Consider the following 19,778-nt stretch of genomic DNA (forward strand, 5'->3'; position numbering starts at 1 on the left):
TCCCAATAGGAGCTTTCCGCATGCGCATCCTTGCCGACGAGAACATTCCCCTGGCCGAGGCCTTCTTCGGCGCCCAGGGCGAGATCCGCCGCGTCCCCGGGCGCGCCATCGACCGCGCCACCCTGGGCGACGCCGAGGTGCTGCTGGTGCGCTCGGTGACCCAGGTCGACCGCGAACTGCTGCAGGGCAGCGCGGTGCGCTTCGTCGGCACCTGCACCATCGGCACCGACCACCTGGACCTGGGCTACTTCGCCGAGGCTGGCATCGCCTGGTCCAGCGCGCCGGGCTGCAACGCCCGCGGCGTGGTGGACTGGGTGCTGGGCAGCCTGCTGGCGCTGGCCGAGGCCCACGGCGCGGACCTGGGCAAGCGCCGCTACGGCGTGGTCGGCGCCGGCCAGGTCGGCGGGCGCCTGGTGGACGTGCTGCGCGGCCTGGGCTGGGACGTGCGGGTGTGCGACCCGCCGCGGCAGGCCGCCGAGGGCGGCGACTTCGTCAGCCTGGAGGAGATCGTCCACGAGTGCGACGTGATCAGCCTGCACACGCCGCTGACCAGCATGGGCGCGCACATGACCCGCCACCTGATCGACGCCGAGCGCCTGGCCCACCTGCGCCCCGGCGCCTGGCTGCTCAACGCCAGCCGCGGCGCGGTGGTGGACAACCTGGCGCTGCGCCAGCGCCTGGAAAGCGGCGCCGACCTGGACGTGGCGCTGGACGTGTGGGAAGGCGAGCCCCAGGCCGACCCCGAGCTGGCCCAGCTGTGCCGCATCGCCACCCCGCACATCGCCGGCTACAGCCTGGACGGCAAGCTGCGCGGCACGGCGCAGATCTACGAGGCCTTCTGCGCCTGGAGCGGCATCGAGCCCAGCGTGCAGCTGGACGACCTGCTGCCGGCGCAGTGGCTGATGGAGCTGAGCCTGGGCGAGGACTGCGCGCCGGACTGGGCGCTGGGCCTGCTGTGCCGCGCGGTGTACGACCCGCGCGGCGACGACGCGGCCTTCCGCCGTAGCCTGGTGGGCGGCGCCGAGGCGCGCCGCGAAGCCTTCGACGCGCTGCGCAAGCACTACCCGCCGCGCCGCGAGATCACCGGCCTGTGGGTGGACATCCAGGGTGAGGCGCCGGTGCTGGAACGCCTGGTCCAGGCGCTGGGCGCCAACCGCGTCGGCGAGTAGACGGGGGAAAGGGCCCGCCAGGGCGGCGGGCCGGAGGGGTCAGCGCGCGCGCTTCTGCACGCAGCTGCCTTCCAGTTCGCGGCAGGCGCGCTGGATCATGTCTTCGGTAATGGGTATCTCGCGGCCCTGGGCGTCGATGATCGAGCCGCCCACCGGCTGGTCCGGGGCGGGACGCGGGGGTTCGCGGCGCGGGGCGTTGTCATGGGTGGGGTGCGAGCTCATGGCCAAACTCCTCATCGAAAGCTGCTGCAGTCTAGGCAGAATCACATGAAGTCCCGGTGACAGCGCGCGCCGGGCGAAACGACCGCCATGGCCGCGGGCGCGAGCCGGGCGGCGGGGCGGTGAATGCTTGTTATGAGCCGGTCCCTCCCGGACCTGGTATCCGTGGGAAAGTCCTTTGAGGTTGAGTATGGACGGATTTCACCTGGGCCTGATCGTCAATCCGCTGGCCGGTATCGGTGGCACTGCCGCGCTCAAGGGCAGCGACGGCGTCGCTGAGCAGGCCCTGGCGCTGGGGGCCGCGCCGCGCGCGGCCGAGCGCACCCGGCAGGCGCTGGAGGCGCTGCTGCCGTTGCGTGAGCGCCTGCGCTTCCTCACCTTCCCGGGGCCGATGGGCGGCGACCTGCTGGCCGAGATGGGCTTCCGTTTCGAGGTGATCGGCGAACTGGCAGGCGAGCGCACCAGCGCCGAGGACACCCGCCGCGCCGTGACCCTGCTGCAGGACGCCGGGGTGGCGCTGATCCTCTTCGCAGGCGGCGACGGCACCGCTCGCGACGTCGCCGCAGTGGCGCGCGAGGGCCAGCCGGTGCTGGGCATCCCGGCCGGGGTGAAGATCCATTCCGGGGTCTACGCGGTCAGCCCGCGGGCGGCCGGCGAGCTGGCCCGGCGCCTGGTGGAAGGCGGCCTGGTGCGCCTGGCCCAGGGCGAAGTGCGCGACCTAGACGAGGCGGCGCTGCGCGAGGGCCGGGTGGCGGCGCGCTGGTACGCCGAGCTGACGGTGCCGGAGGAAGGCCGCTTCATGCAGCACGTGAAGCAGGCCGGGGTGGAGACCGAGGAGCTGGTACTGGCCGACATCGCCGACTGGCTGCGCGACACCTGGGAAGACGGCGTGCGCTACGTCTTCGGCCCCGGCTCGACGCTGCACGGCCTGGCCCGCGAACTGGGCCTGGAGACCACGCTGCTGGGCGTGGACGTGATCGAGAACGGCGAGGTGATCGCCCGCGACGTCACCGAGCAGCAGCTGTTCGAGCTGGTGGACGACTACCCCAGCTGGCTGCTGGTGACGGTGATCGGCGGCCAGGGCCACGTGATCGGCCGCGGCAACCAGCAGATCAGCCCGCGGGTGCTGCGCGCCATCGGCCTGGAGCGCCTGCGGGTGGTGGCCACCAAGCGCAAGCTCGGCACCCTGGAAGGCCGGCCGCTGCTGGTGGACAGCGGCGACCCGCAGCTGGACGCGAGTTTCCCCGACGCGCTGCGGGTCTGGGCCGGCTACAAGGAAGAACTGCTCTACCCGCTGGCCGAGGCGCTGTAGCCGTCCAGGCCGAGGAAGCGGGCGAGCGGGGCGATGCGCGACAGCAGGCAGCGCTCCAGCAGCCAGACCAGCAGCAGCGAGGCGCCCAGCAGCGGCAGGTACAGCCCCAGCAGCACCAGCACGGCGAGGGCCAGCGCCGGGTAGCGCGCACCCGCCAGGGCCGCCGGCGCGCCCAGCACGCCTTGCGGGCGGCGCCGCCACCACAGCACCAGGGCGCTGAGCGCCAGGCAGATCAAGCCCAGGGTGGTGAACAGCCCGAGCGCCTGGTTGGCCACGCCGAACAGCTGGCCCTCGTGGGCCGCCACGCCATAGCCGATGACGCGGTCGAGCAGCGGCCGCTGGGCGAAGTCCACGCGCTTGAGCACTGCGCCGGTCTGCGCGTCGAGCACCAGGTTGACGCGTTGCGGGCGGTTGGCCGCGTCCGAACGCGCGGTCCACTGCGGGGCCATGGCCGAAGGTGGAGCCAGCAGAACGGGGGAGGGCAGGTCCAGCGCCTGCACGGTCGGCAGCATTCGGTCCAGCGCGGCGTAGTCCGGCGTCGGCGGCGGCATGTCGGGCATGGCGTGGTGCATGCCCGGCATGTTGGCGTGCTCGTCCGCCGGGGCGGCGTTCTGCGCGCGGCGCTGGGCCATCTCCTCGGCGCGGCCGGTGGTCCAGTCCTGTTGCACCGTCTGCTTCGCCGCCCACTGGCGGACCTCCTTGAGCGCGCCGCCCCAGAAGGTCGCCCAGGGGAGGCCGCTGAGGATCAGCAGCAGGGCGAACAGCGACACCCAGAATCCGGTCACTCCGTGCAGGTCGCGCCAGAACAGCCGGCCGCGCTGGCCCAGGCGCGGGTAGAGCACTCCGCCCAGGCGCGTGCCGCGCGGCCACCAGAGGTACAGGCCGGTTACCAGCAACAGCACCGTCCAGCAGGCCGCCAGTTCCACCAGGTAGGAGCCGGTGCTGCCCATCAGCAGCTCGCCGTGCAGGTGGAACAGCTGGCGGCTGAAGCGCTGGTCCTCGACGACCTGGTGCAGCACCCGGGCGTCGGTCGGGTCGACGTAGACGCGGTGCAGGTCCTCGCCGTTGCCGACCAGGACCTGTGCGGCGTCGCGCGGGCCATCCGGCAACTGGTAGGCATTCAGGCGCGCGCCGGGCACCGCGGCCAGAGCTGCGCGCACCTGCTCGCTGACCGGCAGCCGCGCGGCAGTCGCGTCCACCTGGTTGTAGGGGCTGTCGAGCAGGGCGTCGATCTGCGGGCGGAACAGGTAGATCGAGCCGGTGAGCGACAGGGCGAGGATGAACGGGATGCAGAACAGCCCGGCGTAGAAGTGCCAGCGCCAGATCAGGCGGTACAGCGCGGCGCGGTTGGCTGGTGTCATGGCGGGCCTCAGTAGTCGTAGCTCAGGCCGAGGAAGGCCGTGCGCTGCGGATAGGGGTGGCTGACGTAGTACTTCTCGTTGCCCAGGTTGTCGATCCCGGCCGAGGCGGTCAGGTGCTCGTCGATGCGGTAGCTGGCCTTGACGTCGAACACGCTGTAGCGGCTGATGCCGCCGTAGGTGTCGTGGTTGTCGTCGGTGTTCAGCAGGGTGCCGTAGGAGGCGCTGGCGTAGCGGTAGCCCAGGGCGTAGGTCAGGCGCGCATCCTGGTGGTAGACCGCGGACAGGCGCGCCCGCCAGCGCGGGATGCGCGGGTAGTCGTTGCCTTCGGCGGCCGGGGTCAGGGCGTCTTCGAGGATTCGCGCCTGGGTCCAGGTCAGGCTGGCGGACAGGTCCAGCCCCGGCAGGCCGACGTCCTGCGCATCCAGCGCGCTCTCGATGCCGCGCAGGCGGGCGCGGTCGATGTTGTCGATGCGGGTGAGGTTGGGGCTGACGCTGGTGTCGGTCTGCGAGAACAGCGCGTCGTGGCGTTCTTCCTGGAACAGCGAGACGCGCAGCAGGTAGCGGTCCCAGCCGTACTGGGTGGTCCAGTCGAAGGAGCGCACGTCCTCGGGCTTGAGGTCCGGGTTGTTCTGCACCAGCTGGGTGCCGCTGCTGATCTGCTGGAACAGCTCGCCCACGGTCGGGTAGCGCACCGCGCGGCCGTAGGAGAAGCGCGTCTGCAGGGCGTCGGTGATGTCGAAGGTCAGCGCCGCCTTGGGCGAGATGTCGTTGCGCTGCTGGTCGTCGTAGTGGACCAGTTGCGGGGTGGTGGTGGCATCGCGGTTGAAGCCGTCGAAGGCTTCCCAGTGTTCGGCGCGGGCGCCCAGGGTCAGCGTCCAGCGCGGGGCGAACCGCCAGGCGTCCTGCAGGTACAGCGCCTGGGTGCGCGTCTCGCCGCCGGAGGCCGCGACCTTGGCGCCGTTGCCGGCGGACTTCCAGTCGTCCAGCTGGTAGGTGCGCTGCTTCAGCAGGTAGTCGTCGATGTGGTAGCCGAAGGTGACCTCATGGCTGTCGGGGCGCCAGATGCCGCGCAACTCGCCGGTCTGCCAGCCGGTGCCGTCCTGCACCTGGCGGGTGCCGGCCTGGCTCTGGCCGTAGTTGGAGGCGGTGCGGGTGGAGGAGTCGAGGTAGCGGTAGTCGCTGACCGAGGCCTGCCAGTCGAAGAGGCCGCCGCTGTGGCTGGCGAACGACAGGCCGTTGAGCAGGTGCAGCTCGTCGGTGCGGCTGGGGTTGAGGCCGGAGACCTTGTAGGAGTGGCCGTCGATGTTGACCGTGCCGTTGTACAGGGTGTGCCCGCTGGCGTCCTTCAGGTAGCTGTCGACGCCGGTGTGAGAGTCGTTGGACCACAGGCCCAGGGTGTAGACCGCGGTGATGTCGTCGTTCAGGTCCCAGCCCAGCTTGAGCTTGCCCTGGTCCTGCAGGCTGTGGTCGATGGAGTAGCCGCCGAACACCAGGCGCTGCTTGCCGTTCTGGTCGTTGTCCGCGTGGGCTCCGCTGGCCGTGGGCGCGCCGGCCACCGGCGCCTTGCTCGACAGGCCGGCGGTGGCGTAGCTCATCGGCTGTCCCTGGCTGTCCAGGTGGTCGTAGGACACCCACACCGACAGCGGCCCGCGGCGGTCGCCGGCGGCCAGGCTGATATTGCCGGTGGCGTAGTCGTCGTGGCTGCCGTAGAGGTCGAAGTCCTGCCGCGAGCCGGTGACCGAGGCGTGGAATTCCGGGCGCGTGGGCATGCGCGTTTCCAGAGTCACCACGCCGCCCAGGGAGTTGCCCGGGTAGAGCGCGCTGAACGGGCCGTAGAGCACGTCGACGCGGGAAATCTCGGCGGGCGTCACCAGGCCCCAGCGCGGCGGGAAGGCGTAGCTGTTGCCGAGCAGGTTGGAGAGCAGCAGGTCGTCGGCGTAGACCAGCGACTGCGCGCTGGAAATGGTGCCGGTGGTGCGGGTGGCGAGAATGCCGTTGCGGTCGCCGATGAAGCGCTCGCGCACCTCGATGCTGGGCAGGTACTTCAGGGCCTGGGCGGAAGTGACCAGGTTGGTGCTCTCGCGCAGTTGCTCGGCCGTGCGGCTCTCGACCACGGCGGGGGCGCTGGCCAGGGCCGCGGGCAATGGCTGCTGGCCTTCGGCGCTGACCACCACGTCGGCCAGGCGGGTAGGGGCGTCGCCGTCGGCGGCGGTTTCGGCGTGGGCCGGCAGCAGCAGGCTGCCGGCCAGGCCGCAGAGCAGGGTGCGGGCGGCCGGGGGCTTCAGTGCGTAGGCAACGCACCGGCGCAGGGATGTGGACATCCGGATGATCCTTGTTCAGGACGACGGGAGCGCGGCCAGGCATGCGCGCAGGGGCACGCACGCCAGGGGCGCGGGTTCGGGGTGTCGTGGAACGGGATCAGGCCAGGGGCGGGCCGCGCGGACGGACGTCCAGCAGGTGCAGGAAGGGCGGGAGGGGCAGCGCCGGCGGCGGCGCCTGGGCATTGACCGGCCCCAGCGCCGGGGCCATGGCGATGGCCCAGAGCAGCGCCGGGCTGTCGTGCAGCAGGGTGCAGTAGCCGCAAGCCGGATCGAGGCTGTTGTGGACCATGCCGCCATGGTCGCCGGCCGGGGCATGCTGCATGGCCCCGTGGTCCATGGGCATCTGCCCCATGTCATGGGCGGAACACCAGGCGCCCTGCGGCGGCGGGGAGTGCTCGACGGCTTCGAGGGTGCGCGAGAAAGTCGGGGCGAACAGCAACAGCCCGAGGGCCATGACGGCCAGCCAGGTGGCGAGGCGGTACTGTGCTGAGTGACGGCGCAAGTGTCGTCCCGATCGGTGGGGCCGGGGGTTGGGGGCGTTATGCTGCCATGCCGGGGGTTGCGGCTTCAATGTGGGCGGTGTCTGAGAGTGAGGGGGCTGTCCGCAGTGGCTGGACATTCTGCCGTTCGCGTGGGCTCCGGCTTCACGCTCACGAGGTATCCGGCTGACTGCGTGGCTGTTCGTTCTGCCCAACGGTCCCCTCTCCCGCTTGCGGGGGAGGGTTAGGGAGGGGGGCGGAGTACAGGGTTGGCAGAGGTGTGTGAGCGGAGTTCGTTGCCCTCACCCCAGCCCTCTCCCGGAGGGAGAGGGGGCCGTTTGGAGTGGGTGGATAACGCAGTGTCAGCTGGCAGGTTCGTAGGGCGTATAACCGTTCGCGGTTATACGCCGTTGGCCGGTGCGCTGATGCTTTCATGGAACTGTAGGAGCGAGCTTGCTCGCGAACGGGGTTTGTCGGGGACTGCGGCGTTGGGGTTGAGAGCGCCCTCTCCCCAACCCTCGGCTGCGCGCCCCGCCCTGAAGGGAGAGGGGGCTGTCCTGAGTGGTGTTGGAGTCGGGCACCATCCTTCAACCCCGTCATTCCCGCGAACGCGGGAACCCAGTGACTGCTGGGTTCGCGAGCAAGCTCGCTCCTACGAAGAGCAAAAGCACGTCCGCTCTGGCTTTTGCTTTTGGGATTTCCAGAGAAACATCCGTGCACTCCGAAACGCCCCTTCAGAAGGCCGAGCGAAACCCGCGCTCAGGAGGTCATGCGACATGGATGTCGCGAGAGCCCCGCGGGCTACAGGGACGTACCCTCGGGGCGGGCCTCCGTGGCGGGGGAGTTCGTGAGGGTAGCCCGGCTCCATCGGGCCCGTATGTCGGGGCAAGCCTTTTTGGTTCCTTTTTGCGGGGGTGGCCTTCCACCGTTTGACAAAAGGGACTCGCCCGAGGGGGCGAAACAAGAGACATCCGAACACTCGGAGCGGCGCGCTACACCGAGCCCAACCCCAAAAGTCTCTGGGTTCCCGCGTTCGCGGGAATGACGAGGTTGAGCGGCTGCAAGCAAAGCCCCCACAACCCCTCAGGCCGACGAACAGCCAACCGAATCCACACAGCCTCCCTTGCGCAGTCCAGCGATACTGTCATGCTGTCATCACCGGTTTCGGCGGCCCCGGCCGCCGGGCCTTTCGGGGAAGCGAACACAATGACGGCGCCACGCCCGCCTTGTCGCCGGGCGGGCAGCGGCGCCTACCAGGATGGGCTATGCGTGGCATCGGCAGTTGGCTGTTGGCGGTGATTCTGGCGGGGCTGACGGCCCAGGCCCCGGCTCAGGACGAGCGGACCCTGCACGTGCTCGCCTGGCCCGGCTATGCCGACGCCGACGTGGTGAAGGCCTTCGAGCAGCGCGAAGGGGCAAAGGTGACGGTGACCTTCGTGGACTCCGACGAGGCCCTGTGGGACCGCCTGCACGCCCAGGGCGGGAGGCTGTTCGACGTGGTCGCCGCCAATACCGCGGAAATCCAGCGCTACCAGCGCGCCGGGCTGCTGCAGCCGCTGGACCTGGCGGCCATTCCCAACACCCGCCGGCAGCAGCCGCGCTTCCGCGACCTGGCCGGCATCGGCGGGCTGGTCGCCGACGGCCAGGTCTATGCCATCCCCTATACCTATGCCGCCATCGGGCTGATCTACGACCGCCGCCAGGTGCCGCAGCCGCCGCGCAGCATGGCCGAGCTGTGGAACCCGCGCTACCGGGGCAAGGTGCTGGCCTTCAACAGCGCCCAGCACAACTTTTCGTTCACCGCGCTGAGCCTGGGCATGCCCGACCCCTTCCACCTCGACGCCCGGCAGACGCAGCGCGTGACCCAGCGCCTGGTGGCGCTGCGGCGCAACCTGCTGGCCTACTACAGCCTGCCCGAGGAGGCCACCGAGCTGTTCGTGCGCCACCGCGCGGCGCTGATGTTCGCCAACTACGGCGCCCAGCAGTTGACGCAGCTGCGCCAGGCTGGCGCCGACGTCGGCTACGCCATCCCCGAGGAGGGCGCGCTGGCCTGGCTGGATTGCTGGGCGGTGACCCGCGCCGCCGGCGACCGGGCCCTGGCCCAGGCCTGGATCGACTACATGCTGGAACCCTCGGTCAGCGACCTGCTGACCCGCCGCCAGGGCCTGGACAACACCCTGAACGCCTCGGCCGCGCCGGACACCGGGGCCCGCCTGTACTGGCTGCAGCCGGTGGAGGACGTGGGCCGCCGCGAGGCGCTGTGGAGCCGCATCGTCTCCGGCGACCGGGCGGAGCGCTTCTGATGCGCCTGGGAATCACCGCCAAGCTCAGCATCCTCCTGGCCTGCATCGGCATCCTGTCCTCCGGCGTCACCGGCTACTACGCCTACACCGCCAACCGCCAGTTGCTGGCCAACGAGGCAGAGCGCAACCTGCTGACCTCCACCCAGTTGCTGGCCCAGCGCTTCACCTCGCTGCTGGACGACATCGGCGCCGACGCCCTGACCCTGGCCAACATGCCCTCGGCGCCCAAGGTGCTCGCGCCGCCCGACGGCGTGCTGGACGCGGTGGCGCAGGAACGCCTGGCCGGCGTGTTCGCCACCTTCATGCGCCTGCACCCGCAGTATTCCCAGGTGCGCCTGATCGGCCGCCGCGAGTACGGCCTGGAAGTGCTGCGCTACGACCGCGACGGCCCACGGGTGCTGCGCGTGGACGGCGAGCAGTTGCAGGAAAAGGGGCACTTCCCCTACGTCTTCGAAAGCCTGGCGCTGGCGCCGGGGCAACTGTTCGTCTCGCCGATCACGGTCAACCACGAGCAGGGCGCCCATGCCGCCGACGGCGCGCCGACGTTGCGCGTGGCCACCCCGGTGCCCGGCGGCGGGGGCGCCAATGAAGGCGTGGTGGTGATCAACGTCGACCTGAAGAAATTCCTCGCCCAACTGGTGGCCGACCTGCCGCAGGGCCTGGAGCTGTACCTGACCAACGAGTGGGGCGACTTCCTGGTGCACCCGGATCCGGCCATGACCTTCGGCTTCGACAAGGGCCGGCGCATCCTGGTGCAGGACAGCTTCGCCGAGACCCGCGGGCTGTTCGAGGGCGCCGGCAACGTGCTGGTCAACGACCTGCAGGGCGCGCAGCGCGAGCAGGGGCGGATCATGGCCTTCGTGCGCAAGCCCTTCGGCCTGCCCGGCCAGGGGCATTTCGTGGTGCTCGGCCTGGCCCGGCCGCTGGACGAGGTGCTGGCCAGCGGCCGGCCGCTGGGCCTGAGCATCATCCAGATGGTGCTGGTGTTCAGCCTGCTGGCCATCGCCCTGGCGGTGCTCTTCGCCCGCGCGCTGACGCGCCCGCTGCAGATGCTGATCCACGCCGCGGTGCGCTTCCAGGCCGAGCACAGCCTGGCGGCCGAGCTGCCGTTGCAGCGCCAGGACGAGATCGGCCTGCTGGCGCGCGGCTTCGACCAGCTGCGCAAGGAGCTCAAGGCGCGCATCGAGGCGATGAGCCGCAGCCAGCAGGAGCTGCAGCACCTGGCCAACCACGATTCGCTGACCGGCCTGCCCAACCGCATGCAGTTCTTCGGGCAACTGGAACAGGCCATCGCCCGGGTGGCCGCCAGCCACGAGCAACTGGCGCTGCTGTTCATCGACCTGGACCACTTCAAGCGCATCAACGACGAGATGGGCCACGCCGCCGGCGACGAGGTGCTGACCATCATCGCCCGCCGCCTGCGCCACGCGGTGCGCGACCAGGATCAGGTGGCGCGGCTGGGCGGCGACGAATTCGTGGTGTTGCTGCACGGGCCGGGCATCGCCGGCACCGCTTCGGCCGTGGCGCGCAAGATCCTCGCCGCCCTCGGCGAGAAGCTGCTGCTGCAGGGCGCGGTGGTGCAGGTGGGGGCGAGCATCGGCATCGCCCTGTACCCCGAGGATGGCAGCAGCGCCGAGGAGCTGCTGCTGTGCGCCGACGATGCCATGTACCGGGCCAAGATCGAGGGCCGGCGCAGCTTCGCCTGCCAGCAGGGCGGCGGCCTGGAGATCGACCGGCGCCCGGAGGGCTAGCTAGGCGTCCGCGGGTTTCTGCTGGGCGTAGGCGCGGGCCTTTTCTTCCATCAGCCGCAGCACCCGGGTGGCGGTCTCGACGTCTTCCCGGGGAATGCTGCCGAGCACTTCGGCGCGCAAGGCGTTGAGGGCTTTCTCCAGGCGCTCGGCCAATTCCCGTCCCGCATCCTGCAAATGGATGGCGCGCAACCGCCGGTTGCCCGGCACCATGCGCCGTTCCAGCAGGCCGGCGGCTTCTGCCTGGTCGAGCGTGCGCACCAGCGCCGCCGGGTGCACGCCGATGCAGTCGGCCAGCACGTTCTGCAGCACCCCGTCGCCCATGCGCGAGACCAGCAGCACCGGCGTGGCCACCGCCAGCGACAGGCCGCTCTCGGCCAGCACCAGGCTGGCGGCCTGCTGCCAGGCGCGGCGCGCCGGTTGCAGCGAGCCGGTGAGGGCGAACAGGTGATCCTGGGGCGGGCTGGGCATGGGGCGGTCCGTTGCGGGTGGATTTCGCGCCGATGATACGGACCCGGGCGGCGAGTACCAAACCCGCCTCGGCTTATCTGTGCAAAGTCAATAATTGCATTGACAGCAATTCGTCGCCGGTTCCAGAATTCGCCCAGGCCGGCGGCAGCACCGGCACCTCACGACCCACCCCAGGTTCGCCTTCCATGAGCACCGAATTCCGCCCGCCGAGCCTCGCCCTCACCACCCTCGGCCTGGCCCTGGCCATCTTCATGCAGGTGCTCGACACCACCATCGCCAACGTGGCGCTGCCGACCATCGCCGGCAACCTGGGCGTGAGCGCCAACCAGGGCACCTGGGTGATCACCTCGTTCGCCGTCAGCCAGGCCATCTCCCTGCCGCTGACCGGCTTCCTCTCCCGGCGCTTCGGCGAGGTGCCGCTGTTCATCGGCTGCTCGCTGCTGTTCGTGGTCGCCTCCTTCCTCTGCGGCGTGTCCCAGGACATGGGCATGCTCATCCTGTTCCGCGCGCTGCAGGGCGCCGTGGCCGGGCCCATGTACCCGATCACCCAGAGCCTGATGATCAGCATCTACCCGCCGCACAAGCGCGGCACCGCCCTGGCGCTGCTGTCCATGGTGGCGGTGGTGGCGCCCATCACCGGGCCGATCCTCGGCGGCTGGATCACCGACAACTATTCCTGGCCGTGGATCTTCTTCATCAACCTGCCCATCGGCGCCTTCGCCGTGTTCGTGGTCAGCCGGCAGATGCGCGGCCGCCCCGAGCGCCTGCAGCGCACCCGCATCGACTACGTCGGCCTGGCGACCCTGGTGGTCGGCGTCGGCGCGTTGCAGATCCTGCTGGACAAGGGCAACGACGAGGACTGGTTTTCCTCGCCCTTCATCATCGCCTGCGCGGTGGTGGCGGCCATCGCCCTGGCGGCCTTCCTCATCTGGGAACTGACCGAGGACGAGCCGGTGGTGGACCTGCGGCTGTTCCGCCACCACAACTTCCGCTACGGCACCCTGGCGCTGGTGCTGTCGTTCTCGGCCTACTTCGCCATCAACCTGCTGCTGCCCCAGTGGCTGCAGCGCAACCTCGGCTACACCGCCACCTGGGCGGGCCTGGCGGCGGCGCCGCTGGGCATCGCGCCCTTGCTGCTGAGCCTGCTGGTGGGGCGCTACGCGGCCAACTTCGACCTGCGCCTGGTAGCCTCGGTGGCCTTCGTCGCCATGGGCGCCACCTGCTTCCTGCGCTCGGACTTCACCCTGGACATCGACTTCCGCCACGTCGCTCTGATGCAGGCGCTGATGGGCGTGGGCGTGGCGCTGTTCTTCATGCCCACCACGGTGATCCTGCTGTCGGACCTGGAGGCCCACGAGATCGCCGCCGGCTCCGGGCTGTCGACCTTCCTGCGGACCCTCGCCGGCAGCTTCTCGGCCTCGCTCACCACCTTCCTCTGGGACCGCCGCGCGGTGTTGCACCACGCCCAGCTCAGCGAGAGCATCACCACGTTCGACAGCGGCACGCGCAACAGCCTGGAGCTGCTTGGCCAGGGCGACCCGCAGCTGGGCGCCAGCCTGCTGAACCAGATGATCACCCAGCAGGCCTACCAGATCAGCTTCAACGAGCTGTTCCACGCCCTGGGCTGGATCTTCCTGATACTGATGAGCGTGATCTGGCTGACGCGCCCGCCGTTCAGCGGCAAGGCGCGGGTGGCGGTGGCCGACCACTAGGGCCGCCGTGCCCGCGCGGGGCACGGCGGGTCATTCAGTCTCCGGACTTGGGCGGCGCTCAACCGGTCGCCGTGGGCCTCCAGGGTGGCCAGCGCCGCTTCCAGGCGCGCCACCGGCCAGCCCAGTTCGTGGTCGGCGAAGGCGATTTCCGCCTCGGCCACCTGGCAGCGCGCGCGGGCCACGGCTTCCCGCGGGCCGAAGGCGCGGGCGGCGGCGCGCAGCAGTTCGCGGGCGCGGGCCAGGTCGCCCAGGGCCAGGGCGCGGGCGGCGGCGTTGATCAGGGCATCCATCGGTCGGCTCCCGGGGTTCCCGCCAGTCTAGTCAGCGCACCGCTTGTGGGCATTCACACTGCGGCCGGGGAGCGGCGGCTTGCCCGCGAACGGTACGCGACGAACGGCGCCAGCCCCGGCAGACCGGGCGTCGTGGCGGCGCGGGCGGCAGCCGGGCAGGGCGCCAAGGCATGGACCTTGCTGAACTTGCCGGGCCCCTGGAAGGTCCGTCCCAGGGCGGAAGATGCAGCCGGCGCGCTGGCCGCCCGGTGGATTTTCCCGTGTTAGTCTTTTGGATTCTCATTCGCTTCGTCGTCCGCAGCGGCTCTTCGCGGGCGGCCCGAAACGTGGAGATCGGCCCATGTCCCGCCCGATCGATTCAGGTCTGGCCGACGCGGCCATTGCTGCTTGCGGTGATGCCTCGGCCAGGGCCCTGCTCGATGACTGGTTGAGCGAGCGCGACGCACCCTGCGCGCTCTTTCTCGATGTCGACGGTACCCTCCTGGATATCGTCGAGACCCCCGACGCGGTGCGCGTTCCCGACGACCTGCGCGCCGCCCTGCAAAGCCTGCACCGCCAACTGGACGGCGCCCTGGCGCTGGTCAGCGGACGCCCGCTGGCGCAGCTCGACGACCTGTTCGCCCCCCTGCGCCTGCCGGCCAGCGGTGGCCACGGCGCGCAATGGCGCCTGGCTGGCGGGCAGCCCATGCAACAGTTGCCGGCGGCCCATCTTGGCGCGCCGCAACGCGAGCAACTGCTGGCCCTGGCCCGGCGCCATCCCGGCGTGCTGGCCGAGGACAAGGGCAGCAGCCTGGCCCTGCATTACCGCGCCGCGCCCGAGGCCGGCCCGTTCCTGGCGGCGGCCCTGGAGCGCCTGCTGCGCGGCCCCGAGGGCGCCGGGCTGCGGCTGCTGCCGGGGAAGATGGTGTTCGAGGTGCTGGCCCACACCAGCGACAAGGCCCAGGCCATCCGCCGCTTCCTCGGCGAGCCGCCCTTCGCCGGGCGCCGGCCGCTGTTCATCGGCGACGACCACACCGACGAGCCGGCCCTGGCGCTGATGCCGCAGTTGCACGGCCTGGGCCTTTCGGTCGGGCGCCTGGCGCCCGGCGCGCGGGCCGCCTTCGACCATCCGCGCGCGGTGCGCGAGACACTCATTCAGGCCACGAGGAGGACACAGGCATGAGCAAGCACAACGGCGCGCTGGACCTGGGGCTGATCGGCAACTGCCGCGTCGCCGCCCTGGTGAACCGGCAGGCGCGCCTGGTGTGGTGGTGCTACCCGAACTTCGACGGCGACCCGGCCTTCTCCCGGCTGTTGGCCGGCGACGAGGAAAAGGGCTTCTGCGACGTGCTGCTCGACGGCATGGTCAGCAGCCACTCGGAATACCAGCCCAACACCGCGATCATCCGCACCACCCTCACCGACGCCGCGGGCAACGCCGTGCGCATCACCGACTTCGCCCCGCGCTTCCTGCAGTACGGCCGCTACTTCCGCCCGGCGCAGCTGTGCCGCCTGGTGGAGCCGGTGCAGGGGCTGCCGCGGGTGACCCTGCGCATGCGCCCGACGCACCACTACGGCAAGCCGTGCGAGGCGGTGGCCGGCTCCAGCCACATCCGCTACCTGGGCGGCGACCAGGCGCTGCGCTTGACCACCGATGCGCCGCTGTCCTACGTCATGCAGGAAACGCCCTTCGCCCTCAAGCACCCGGTGAGCCTGGTGATGGGCGTCGACGAACCGCTGGACGAATCCCCCGAGCAGGTGGTCCGCAGCTTCCTCGAACGCACCCGCGCCGGCTGGTACGAGTGGGTGCGCTCGCTGGCCATCCCCTTCGAATGGCAGGACGTGGTGATCCGCGCGGCCATCACCCTGAAGCTGTGCAGCTTCGAGGAGACCGGGGCGATCATCGCCGCGGTGACCACCTCGGTGCCCGAGGCGCCGGGCACCCAGCGCAACTGGGATTACCGCTACTGCTGGCTGCGCGACGCCTACTTCGTGGTGCTGGCGCTGAACCGCCTGGGCGCCACCAAGACCATGGAACGCTACGTCGACTTCATCACCACGGTGGCGGTGGAGGGCGCCGAGCTGCGCCCGCTGTACGGCGTGGTCCCGGCCATGGACCTGAGCGAGCGCATCGAGCCGGACCTGGCCGGTTTCCTCGGCCACGCCCCGGTGCGCGTCGGCAACCAGGCGGTGGAGCAGGTGCAGCACGACGTGTTCGGCTCGGTGGTGCTGGCGGTGCTGCAGAGCTTCGTCGACCAGCGCCTGCCGCACCCCGGCGACGAAGGCATGCTGCGCATGCTGGAAAGCCTGGCCGAGCGCGCCGCGCGCTACGCCTTCGTGCCCGACGCGGGCATCTGGGAATACCGCGGCCGGCAACGCGTGCACACCCACTCGGCGATGCTCTGCTGGGCCGCCTGCGACCGCGTGGCGCGCATCGCCGCGCGCCTGGGCCACGGCGACTCGGCGGCGCGCTGGCGCAAGGAGGCCACGCGTATCCGCGAGGGCATCCTGCGCGCGGCCTGGAGCGAGCGGCGGCATTCCTTCACCGGCAGCTTCGGCGTCGACGACCTCGACGCCAGCGTGCTGCTGATGCACGAGCTGGGCCTGATCGAGGCCGACGACCCGCGCTTCGTCGCTACCGTCGACTGCATCGGCCGCGAACTGAACGTCAACGGCCACCTGCTGCGCTACGCCGCCGCCGACGACTTCGGGGTGCCGGAGACCGCCTTCCTGGTGGTCAAGTTCTGGTACCTGGACGCCCTGGCCGCCATCGGCCGCCGCGACCAGGCCCGCGAGCTGTACGCCGAGCTGCTGGCCGCGCGCAACAGCTTCGGCCTGCTGTCCGAGGACCTGCATCCGCACACCGGCGAGATGTGGGGCAACATTCCGCAGACCTACTCCATGGCCGGCTTGATCAACACCGCCATGCGTCTGTCCATGAGCTGGGAGGAGGGCCTATGTCGCGGCTTGTAGTGATTTCCAACCGGGTGGGCATGCCCGATGCCGAGGGCCGGCCCGCGCCGGGCGGCCTGGCCGTGGCGGTGGCGGCCACCCTGCGCGAGCGCGAGGGCCTGTGGTTCGGCTGGAGCGGCCAGGTGGCGGAGGTGCCGGCCGAGCCGACCACCCTGCAGAACGACAACATCACCTACATGGTCACCGACCTGCCGCCGCAGGACTTCCAGGAGTACTACAACGGCTTCGCCAACCGCGTGCTCTGGCCGATCCTGCACTACCGGGTGGACCTGGCCGAGTTCACCGAGGCCGACTTCGGCGGCTACCTGCGCGTCAACGAATTCTTCGCCGAGCGCCTGAGCCCGCTGCTGCAGCCGGACGACGTGCTGTGGGTCCACGACTACCACCTGATCCCCCTGGCCGTGGCGCTGCGCGAACGCGGCCACCGCAACCGCATCGGCTTCTTCCTGCACATCCCCATGCCGCCGCCGGACCTGCTCACCGCGCTGCCGCACCACGAGGAGCTGGTGCGCGCGCTCACCGAATACAACCTGATCGGCTTCCAGACCGAGAACGACGCCGACAACTTCGCCCGCTACCTGACCCGCGTGGTGGGCGCAGCCACCCCCGATTCGCGGCGCTTCAGCCTGGGCCACCAGCACTTCCGCGTCGGCGTGTTCCCGGTGGGGGTGGACGTCGAGGGCTTCCGCCACCTGGCCGAGGAGGCCGAACACGGCCCGCTGGCCGCCAAGCTGGAGGAGAGCCTGGTGGGCCGGGCGCTGATGGTCGGGGTGGACCGCCTGGACTACTCCAAGGGCATCACCAACCGCCTGGACGCCTACGAGCGCTTCCTGGAGAAATACCCCGAGCGGCAAGGCAAGGTGACCTGCCTGCAGATCGCCCCCGGCAGCCGCCAGGAGATTCCCGAGTACGCCGAGATCGACGCCGCGGTGAGCGCCCGCGTGGGGCACATCAACGGCCGTTTCGCCGCGGTCTCCTGGGTGCCGCTGCGCTTCGTCAGCCGCAACCTGGGCCGCGAGGACATCGCCCTGGTCATGCGCCGCGCGCGCATCGGCCTGGTCACGCCGCTGCGCGACGGCATGAACCTGGTGGCCAAGGAGTTCGTCGCAGCGCAGGACCCGGCCGACCCCGGCGTGCTGATCCTCTCGCAGTTCGCCGGCGCCGCCGCCGAGCTGGGCGCCGCGCTCATCGTCAACCCCCATGACCGCGACGCCCTGGCCGACACCATCGAGCGCGCCCTGGAGATGCCGCTGGAAGAACGCCAGGCGCGCCACCAGGAGATGTACTCGGTGCTGGAGGCCAACCACATCCGCTACTGGGGACACGGCTTCATCGAGGCCCTGACGCGCCCTGGCGTGCCGCTGAACTGGCTGTCCAGCCGCGGGGCCAACCGCTGAGCCGGCCGGGCCCGCTCACCGCCCCCGCGGCAGGCGCAGGCACGCCCGCAGGCCGCCTTGCGCGCGGTTGGCCAGGCTTGCGCTGCCGCCCAGGCGCTGCATGATCATGGCGACGATGGACAGCCCCAGCCCCGCGCCGCCTTCGTTGCCTTCGCTGTAGAAGCGCTGGAAGGCGCGCTCCAGGTGCGCTTCGGCGATGCCCGGGCCCTGGTCCTCGACGGCCAGCTCGAAATGCGCGCCATCGGTGCGCAGGCCGATGCGGACCAGTCCGCCGGGCGGGGAGAAGTTCACCGCGTTGGTCACCAGGTTCTGCAGGGCGATGCCGATGGCGCCGGCGTCGCTGTCCAGGCGGTAGTCGCCGGGTTCGATCTCCAGCACCGGCTCCAGGCCCTGGCGCAGTATCCAGGGGGTGAGTTCGGCGAGGGTGTCGGTGACCACCGCGGCCAGGTCCAGCGGGGCGAACTGGCGCTGCGCCAGCTGCGGCTCGACGCGGGCCAGGGTGAGCAACTGGTTGACCACCCGGCTCAGGCGGTCGACGCCGCCGATGAGGAAGTCCAGGGCCTCGCGGCGTTCGGTCTCGTTGCGCGCCTGCAGGGCGTTCTGCGCGTGCAGGCGGAGCACCGCCAGGGGCGTGCGCATCTCGTGGGCGGCGTCGGCGATGAAGCGGTGTTCGCGGCGCAGCAGCGCCTCCAGCTGGCCGAGCAGGCGGTTGAGCGCGGCCTGCATGGGTTCCAGTTCCCTGGGCAGCGGCACCAGCTGCAGCGGCTCCAGGGAGTCGGCGTGGCGGGCGCGGATCACCTTCGCCATGTTCTGCAGCGGCTGCAGGCCCCAGCCGATGGCCAGCCACACCAGCAGCACCAGGGCCAGGCTGCCGAGCATGAAGGGCAGCAGGGTGTGGCGGACGATGCGCCCCACCAGGTCCTCGCGCACGTCGTCGCGCTCGCCCACCCAGATCAGCAGCTTCTGCGCCGGCACCGGCAGCAGGAAGCCGCGCCAGTGCCGGCCTTCCACTTCGTAGTTGGCGAACCCCGGCGTGCGCAGCGGCGCGCTGAAGGTGGGCGCGCTGGGCGTGTGCACCAGGATCTGGCCATCCTCGCGCCACACCTGGAAGGCCAGCTTGTTCTCGTAGGGGTGGCCGACGCGGTGCCGGCCGACCTGGCTCAGCGCCTCGTCGAAGGCGGCGTAGAGGTTGCGCCGCCCGGCCTCGTCCAGCGGCATGCTCATCACCCCCTGCAGCAGGCGGGCGTTCTGCGCCAGGTGGGCGTCGTAGACCTCGGCGATCTCGTGGCTGCTGTCGTGGTAGTTGTACAGCGCCAGCAGCCCGGTGCCGAGCAGCAGCAGGGCCGTCACCCGCAGCAGGGTGCGCCGGCGCAGCGAACTCATGCCTGGCCTTCCACCAGGTAGCCGATGCCGCGCACGGTGCGGATGAGGTCGCCGGAGAGCTTCTTGCGCAGGTGGTAGATGTGCACCTCCAGGGTGTTGCTCTCGGCTTCCTCGTCCCAGCCGTAGAGCAGCTGCGTCAGGCGCTCGCGGGTGAAGACCTTGCCCGGCTGCGCCAGCAGCTCGTGCAGCAGCAGGTATTCCTTGGGCGTCAGCAGCACCGGCTGGCCCTGGTAGCTGACCTGCTGGGTGGCCGGGTCGAGGCTCACCCCGGCATGTTCGATCAGCACCCGGGCGCGCCCGGCGCTGCGCCGCAGCAGGGCGCGCAGGCGGGCCTTGAGCTCGTCCAGGTCGAAGGGCTTGACCAGGTAGTCGTCGGCGCCGGCGTCCAGCCCGGCGATGCGGTCCTCGGTGGCGTCGCGCGCGGTGAGGATCAGCACCGGCAGGTTGGCGCCGCCGGCGCGCAGGCGCTTGAGCACTTCCACGCCATCCAGGCGCGGCAGGCCGAGGTCGAGCACCGCCAGGTCGAATGCCTCGTGCTGCAAGGCGTGCAGTGCGCTGGCGCCGTCCTTGAGCCAATCGATGGTGTAGCCCTCCTGGCGCAACCCCGTGCGCACGCCTTCGCCCAGGGCGCTGTCGTCCTCTACCAGCAATAGCCGCATGC

General features: G+C 70.8%; 15 protein-coding genes and 1 pseudogene. 8 read left to right on the forward strand and 8 right to left on the reverse strand.

Annotated elements, in window-relative coordinates; genetic code table 11:
- The first annotated feature begins 20 nt into the window (after positions 1-20).
- A complete protein-coding gene (pdxB, locus tag M8R19_RS31770; RefSeq protein WP_249919990.1) occupies positions 21-1,169 on the forward strand; it encodes a 4-phosphoerythronate dehydrogenase PdxB in 1,149 nt (382 codons plus the stop codon).
- Between the two features lie 39 nt (positions 1,170-1,208).
- On the opposite strand, the gene M8R19_RS31775 is transcribed toward pdxB, so the two are convergent.
- Complete coding sequence (locus M8R19_RS31775; RefSeq protein ID WP_009620307.1) at positions 1,209-1,391, reverse strand: PA1571 family protein; 183 nt, start codon at positions 1,389-1,391, stop codon at positions 1,209-1,211.
- Positions 1,392-1,578: 187 nt separating this feature from the next.
- Between M8R19_RS31775 and M8R19_RS31780 the strand changes: the two genes are divergently transcribed.
- The gene (locus M8R19_RS31780; protein WP_249919991.1) at positions 1,579-2,700 is read left to right on the forward strand and encodes an ATP-NAD kinase family protein; all 1,122 of its coding nucleotides are present in this window, start codon (positions 1,579-1,581) and stop codon (positions 2,698-2,700) included.
- Here M8R19_RS31780 and M8R19_RS31785 read toward each other — a convergent pair.
- The 3 genes from M8R19_RS31785 to M8R19_RS31795 form a co-directional block, all read right to left on the reverse strand.
- On the reverse strand, positions 2,676-4,061 hold the full coding sequence (locus M8R19_RS31785) for a PepSY-associated TM helix domain-containing protein (protein ID WP_249919992.1): 1,386 nt from the start codon (positions 4,059-4,061) through the stop codon (positions 2,676-2,678). The genes M8R19_RS31780 and M8R19_RS31785 overlap by 25 nt on opposite strands.
- An 8-nt stretch (positions 4,062-4,069) precedes the next feature.
- On the reverse strand, positions 4,070-6,382 hold the full coding sequence (locus M8R19_RS31790; RefSeq protein ID WP_249919993.1) for a TonB-dependent receptor: 2,313 nt from the start codon (positions 6,380-6,382) through the stop codon (positions 4,070-4,072).
- A 97-nt stretch (positions 6,383-6,479) separates the two neighbouring features.
- Positions 6,480-6,884 (reverse strand): DUF2946 domain-containing protein, encoded by a 405-nt coding sequence (locus tag M8R19_RS31795; RefSeq protein ID WP_009620314.1) that lies wholly within the window; start codon positions 6,882-6,884, stop codon positions 6,480-6,482.
- A gap of 1,242 nt (positions 6,885-8,126) precedes the next feature.
- On the opposite strand from M8R19_RS31795, the gene M8R19_RS31800 reads away from it, so the two are divergent.
- Positions 8,127-9,164, forward strand: a complete 1,038-nt coding sequence (locus M8R19_RS31800; protein ID WP_249919994.1) for an extracellular solute-binding protein — start codon at positions 8,127-8,129, stop codon at positions 9,162-9,164.
- Positions 9,164-10,915 carry a GGDEF domain-containing protein gene (locus M8R19_RS31805; RefSeq protein ID WP_074982379.1) on the forward strand — a complete coding sequence of 584 codons (1,752 nt, stop codon included), beginning with the start codon at positions 9,164-9,166 and terminating at the stop codon, positions 10,913-10,915. The genes M8R19_RS31800 and M8R19_RS31805 overlap by 1 nt, the downstream gene beginning before the upstream one ends.
- Here M8R19_RS31805 and M8R19_RS31810 read toward each other — a convergent pair whose 3' ends face one another.
- Positions 10,916-11,383, reverse strand: a complete 468-nt coding sequence (locus M8R19_RS31810) for a MarR family winged helix-turn-helix transcriptional regulator (protein ID WP_064583332.1) — start codon at positions 11,381-11,383, stop codon at positions 10,916-10,918. It abuts the gene before it with no gap.
- 185 nt (positions 11,384-11,568) lie between these two features.
- Between M8R19_RS31810 and M8R19_RS31815 the strand changes: the two genes are divergently transcribed.
- Positions 11,569-13,095, forward strand: coding sequence for a DHA2 family efflux MFS transporter permease subunit (locus M8R19_RS31815; RefSeq protein ID WP_009620317.1), 1,527 nt, complete (start codon positions 11,569-11,571; stop codon positions 13,093-13,095).
- A 35-nt stretch (positions 13,096-13,130) separates the two neighbouring features.
- On the opposite strand, the pseudogene M8R19_RS31820 reads toward M8R19_RS31815, so the two are convergent.
- Positions 13,131-13,385 (reverse strand): annotated as a pseudogene (locus M8R19_RS31820) (helix-turn-helix domain-containing protein); the annotation flags it as partial.
- A 340-nt stretch (positions 13,386-13,725) separates the two neighbouring features.
- Between M8R19_RS31820 and otsB the strand changes: the two are divergent.
- From otsB to M8R19_RS31835, 3 genes are read left to right on the forward strand one after another with little or no spacing between them, the layout of a single operon-like run.
- Positions 13,726-14,547 carry a trehalose-phosphatase gene (gene otsB / locus M8R19_RS31825; RefSeq protein ID WP_249919995.1) on the forward strand — a complete coding sequence of 274 codons (822 nt, stop codon included), beginning with the start codon at positions 13,726-13,728 and terminating at the stop codon, positions 14,545-14,547.
- Positions 14,544-16,337: a glycoside hydrolase family 15 protein gene (locus M8R19_RS31830; RefSeq protein WP_249919996.1), complete on the forward strand. Its 1,794-nt coding sequence runs from the start codon at positions 14,544-14,546 to the stop codon at positions 16,335-16,337. The genes otsB and M8R19_RS31830 overlap by 4 nt, the downstream gene beginning before the upstream one ends.
- Positions 16,322-17,734 carry an alpha,alpha-trehalose-phosphate synthase (UDP-forming) gene (locus M8R19_RS31835; protein ID WP_074982369.1) on the forward strand — a complete coding sequence of 471 codons (1,413 nt, stop codon included), beginning with the start codon at positions 16,322-16,324 and terminating at the stop codon, positions 17,732-17,734. Before M8R19_RS31830 ends, M8R19_RS31835 begins: the two co-directional genes overlap by 16 nt.
- A gap of 15 nt (positions 17,735-17,749) precedes the next feature.
- On the opposite strand, the gene M8R19_RS31840 is transcribed toward M8R19_RS31835, so the two are convergent.
- Entirely contained in the window at positions 17,750-19,117 is a 1,368-nt protein-coding gene (locus M8R19_RS31840; RefSeq protein WP_064583330.1) for a sensor histidine kinase, read from the reverse strand.
- Positions 19,114-19,776 carry a response regulator gene (locus tag M8R19_RS31845; protein ID WP_116424401.1) on the reverse strand — a complete coding sequence of 221 codons (663 nt, stop codon included), beginning with the start codon at positions 19,774-19,776 and terminating at the stop codon, positions 19,114-19,116. The genes M8R19_RS31840 and M8R19_RS31845 overlap by 4 nt, the downstream gene beginning before the upstream one ends.
- Between the last annotated feature and the right edge of the window lie 2 nt (positions 19,777-19,778).

The sequence above is a fragment of the Pseudomonas sp. R3.Fl genome (assembly GCF_023516765.1).
Lineage (GTDB): Bacteria > Pseudomonadota > Gammaproteobacteria > Pseudomonadales > Pseudomonadaceae > Pseudomonas > Pseudomonas citronellolis.

What these genes read in the sequence shown, in the direction of transcription:
- pdxB (WP_249919990.1), top strand. Translation starts at nt 21, where the DNA reads ATGCGCATCCTTGCCGACGAGAACATTCCCCTGGCCGAGGCCTTCTTC.
- M8R19_RS31775 (WP_009620307.1), bottom strand. Translation starts at nt 1,391, where the DNA reads ATGAGCTCGCACCCCACCCATGACAACGCCCCGCGCCGCGAACCCCCG.
- M8R19_RS31780 (WP_249919991.1), top strand. Translation starts at nt 1,579, where the DNA reads ATGGACGGATTTCACCTGGGCCTGATCGTCAATCCGCTGGCCGGTATC.
- M8R19_RS31785 (WP_249919992.1), bottom strand. Translation starts at nt 4,061, where the DNA reads ATGACACCAGCCAACCGCGCCGCGCTGTACCGCCTGATCTGGCGCTGG.
- M8R19_RS31790 (WP_249919993.1), bottom strand. Translation starts at nt 6,382, where the DNA reads ATGTCCACATCCCTGCGCCGGTGCGTTGCCTACGCACTGAAGCCCCCG.
- M8R19_RS31800 (WP_249919994.1), top strand. Translation starts at nt 8,127, where the DNA reads ATGCGTGGCATCGGCAGTTGGCTGTTGGCGGTGATTCTGGCGGGGCTG.
- M8R19_RS31805 (WP_074982379.1), top strand. Translation starts at nt 9,164, where the DNA reads ATGCGCCTGGGAATCACCGCCAAGCTCAGCATCCTCCTGGCCTGCATC.
- M8R19_RS31810 (WP_064583332.1), bottom strand. Translation starts at nt 11,383, where the DNA reads ATGCCCAGCCCGCCCCAGGATCACCTGTTCGCCCTCACCGGCTCGCTG.
- M8R19_RS31815 (WP_009620317.1), top strand. Translation starts at nt 11,569, where the DNA reads ATGAGCACCGAATTCCGCCCGCCGAGCCTCGCCCTCACCACCCTCGGC.
- otsB (WP_249919995.1), top strand. Translation starts at nt 13,726, where the DNA reads ATGTCCCGCCCGATCGATTCAGGTCTGGCCGACGCGGCCATTGCTGCT.
- M8R19_RS31830 (WP_249919996.1), top strand. Translation starts at nt 14,544, where the DNA reads ATGAGCAAGCACAACGGCGCGCTGGACCTGGGGCTGATCGGCAACTGC.
- M8R19_RS31835 (WP_074982369.1), top strand. Translation starts at nt 16,322, where the DNA reads ATGTCGCGGCTTGTAGTGATTTCCAACCGGGTGGGCATGCCCGATGCC.
- M8R19_RS31840 (WP_064583330.1), bottom strand. Translation starts at nt 19,117, where the DNA reads ATGAGTTCGCTGCGCCGGCGCACCCTGCTGCGGGTGACGGCCCTGCTG.
- M8R19_RS31845 (WP_116424401.1), bottom strand. Translation starts at nt 19,776, where the DNA reads ATGCGGCTATTGCTGGTAGAGGACGACAGCGCCCTGGGCGAAGGCGTG.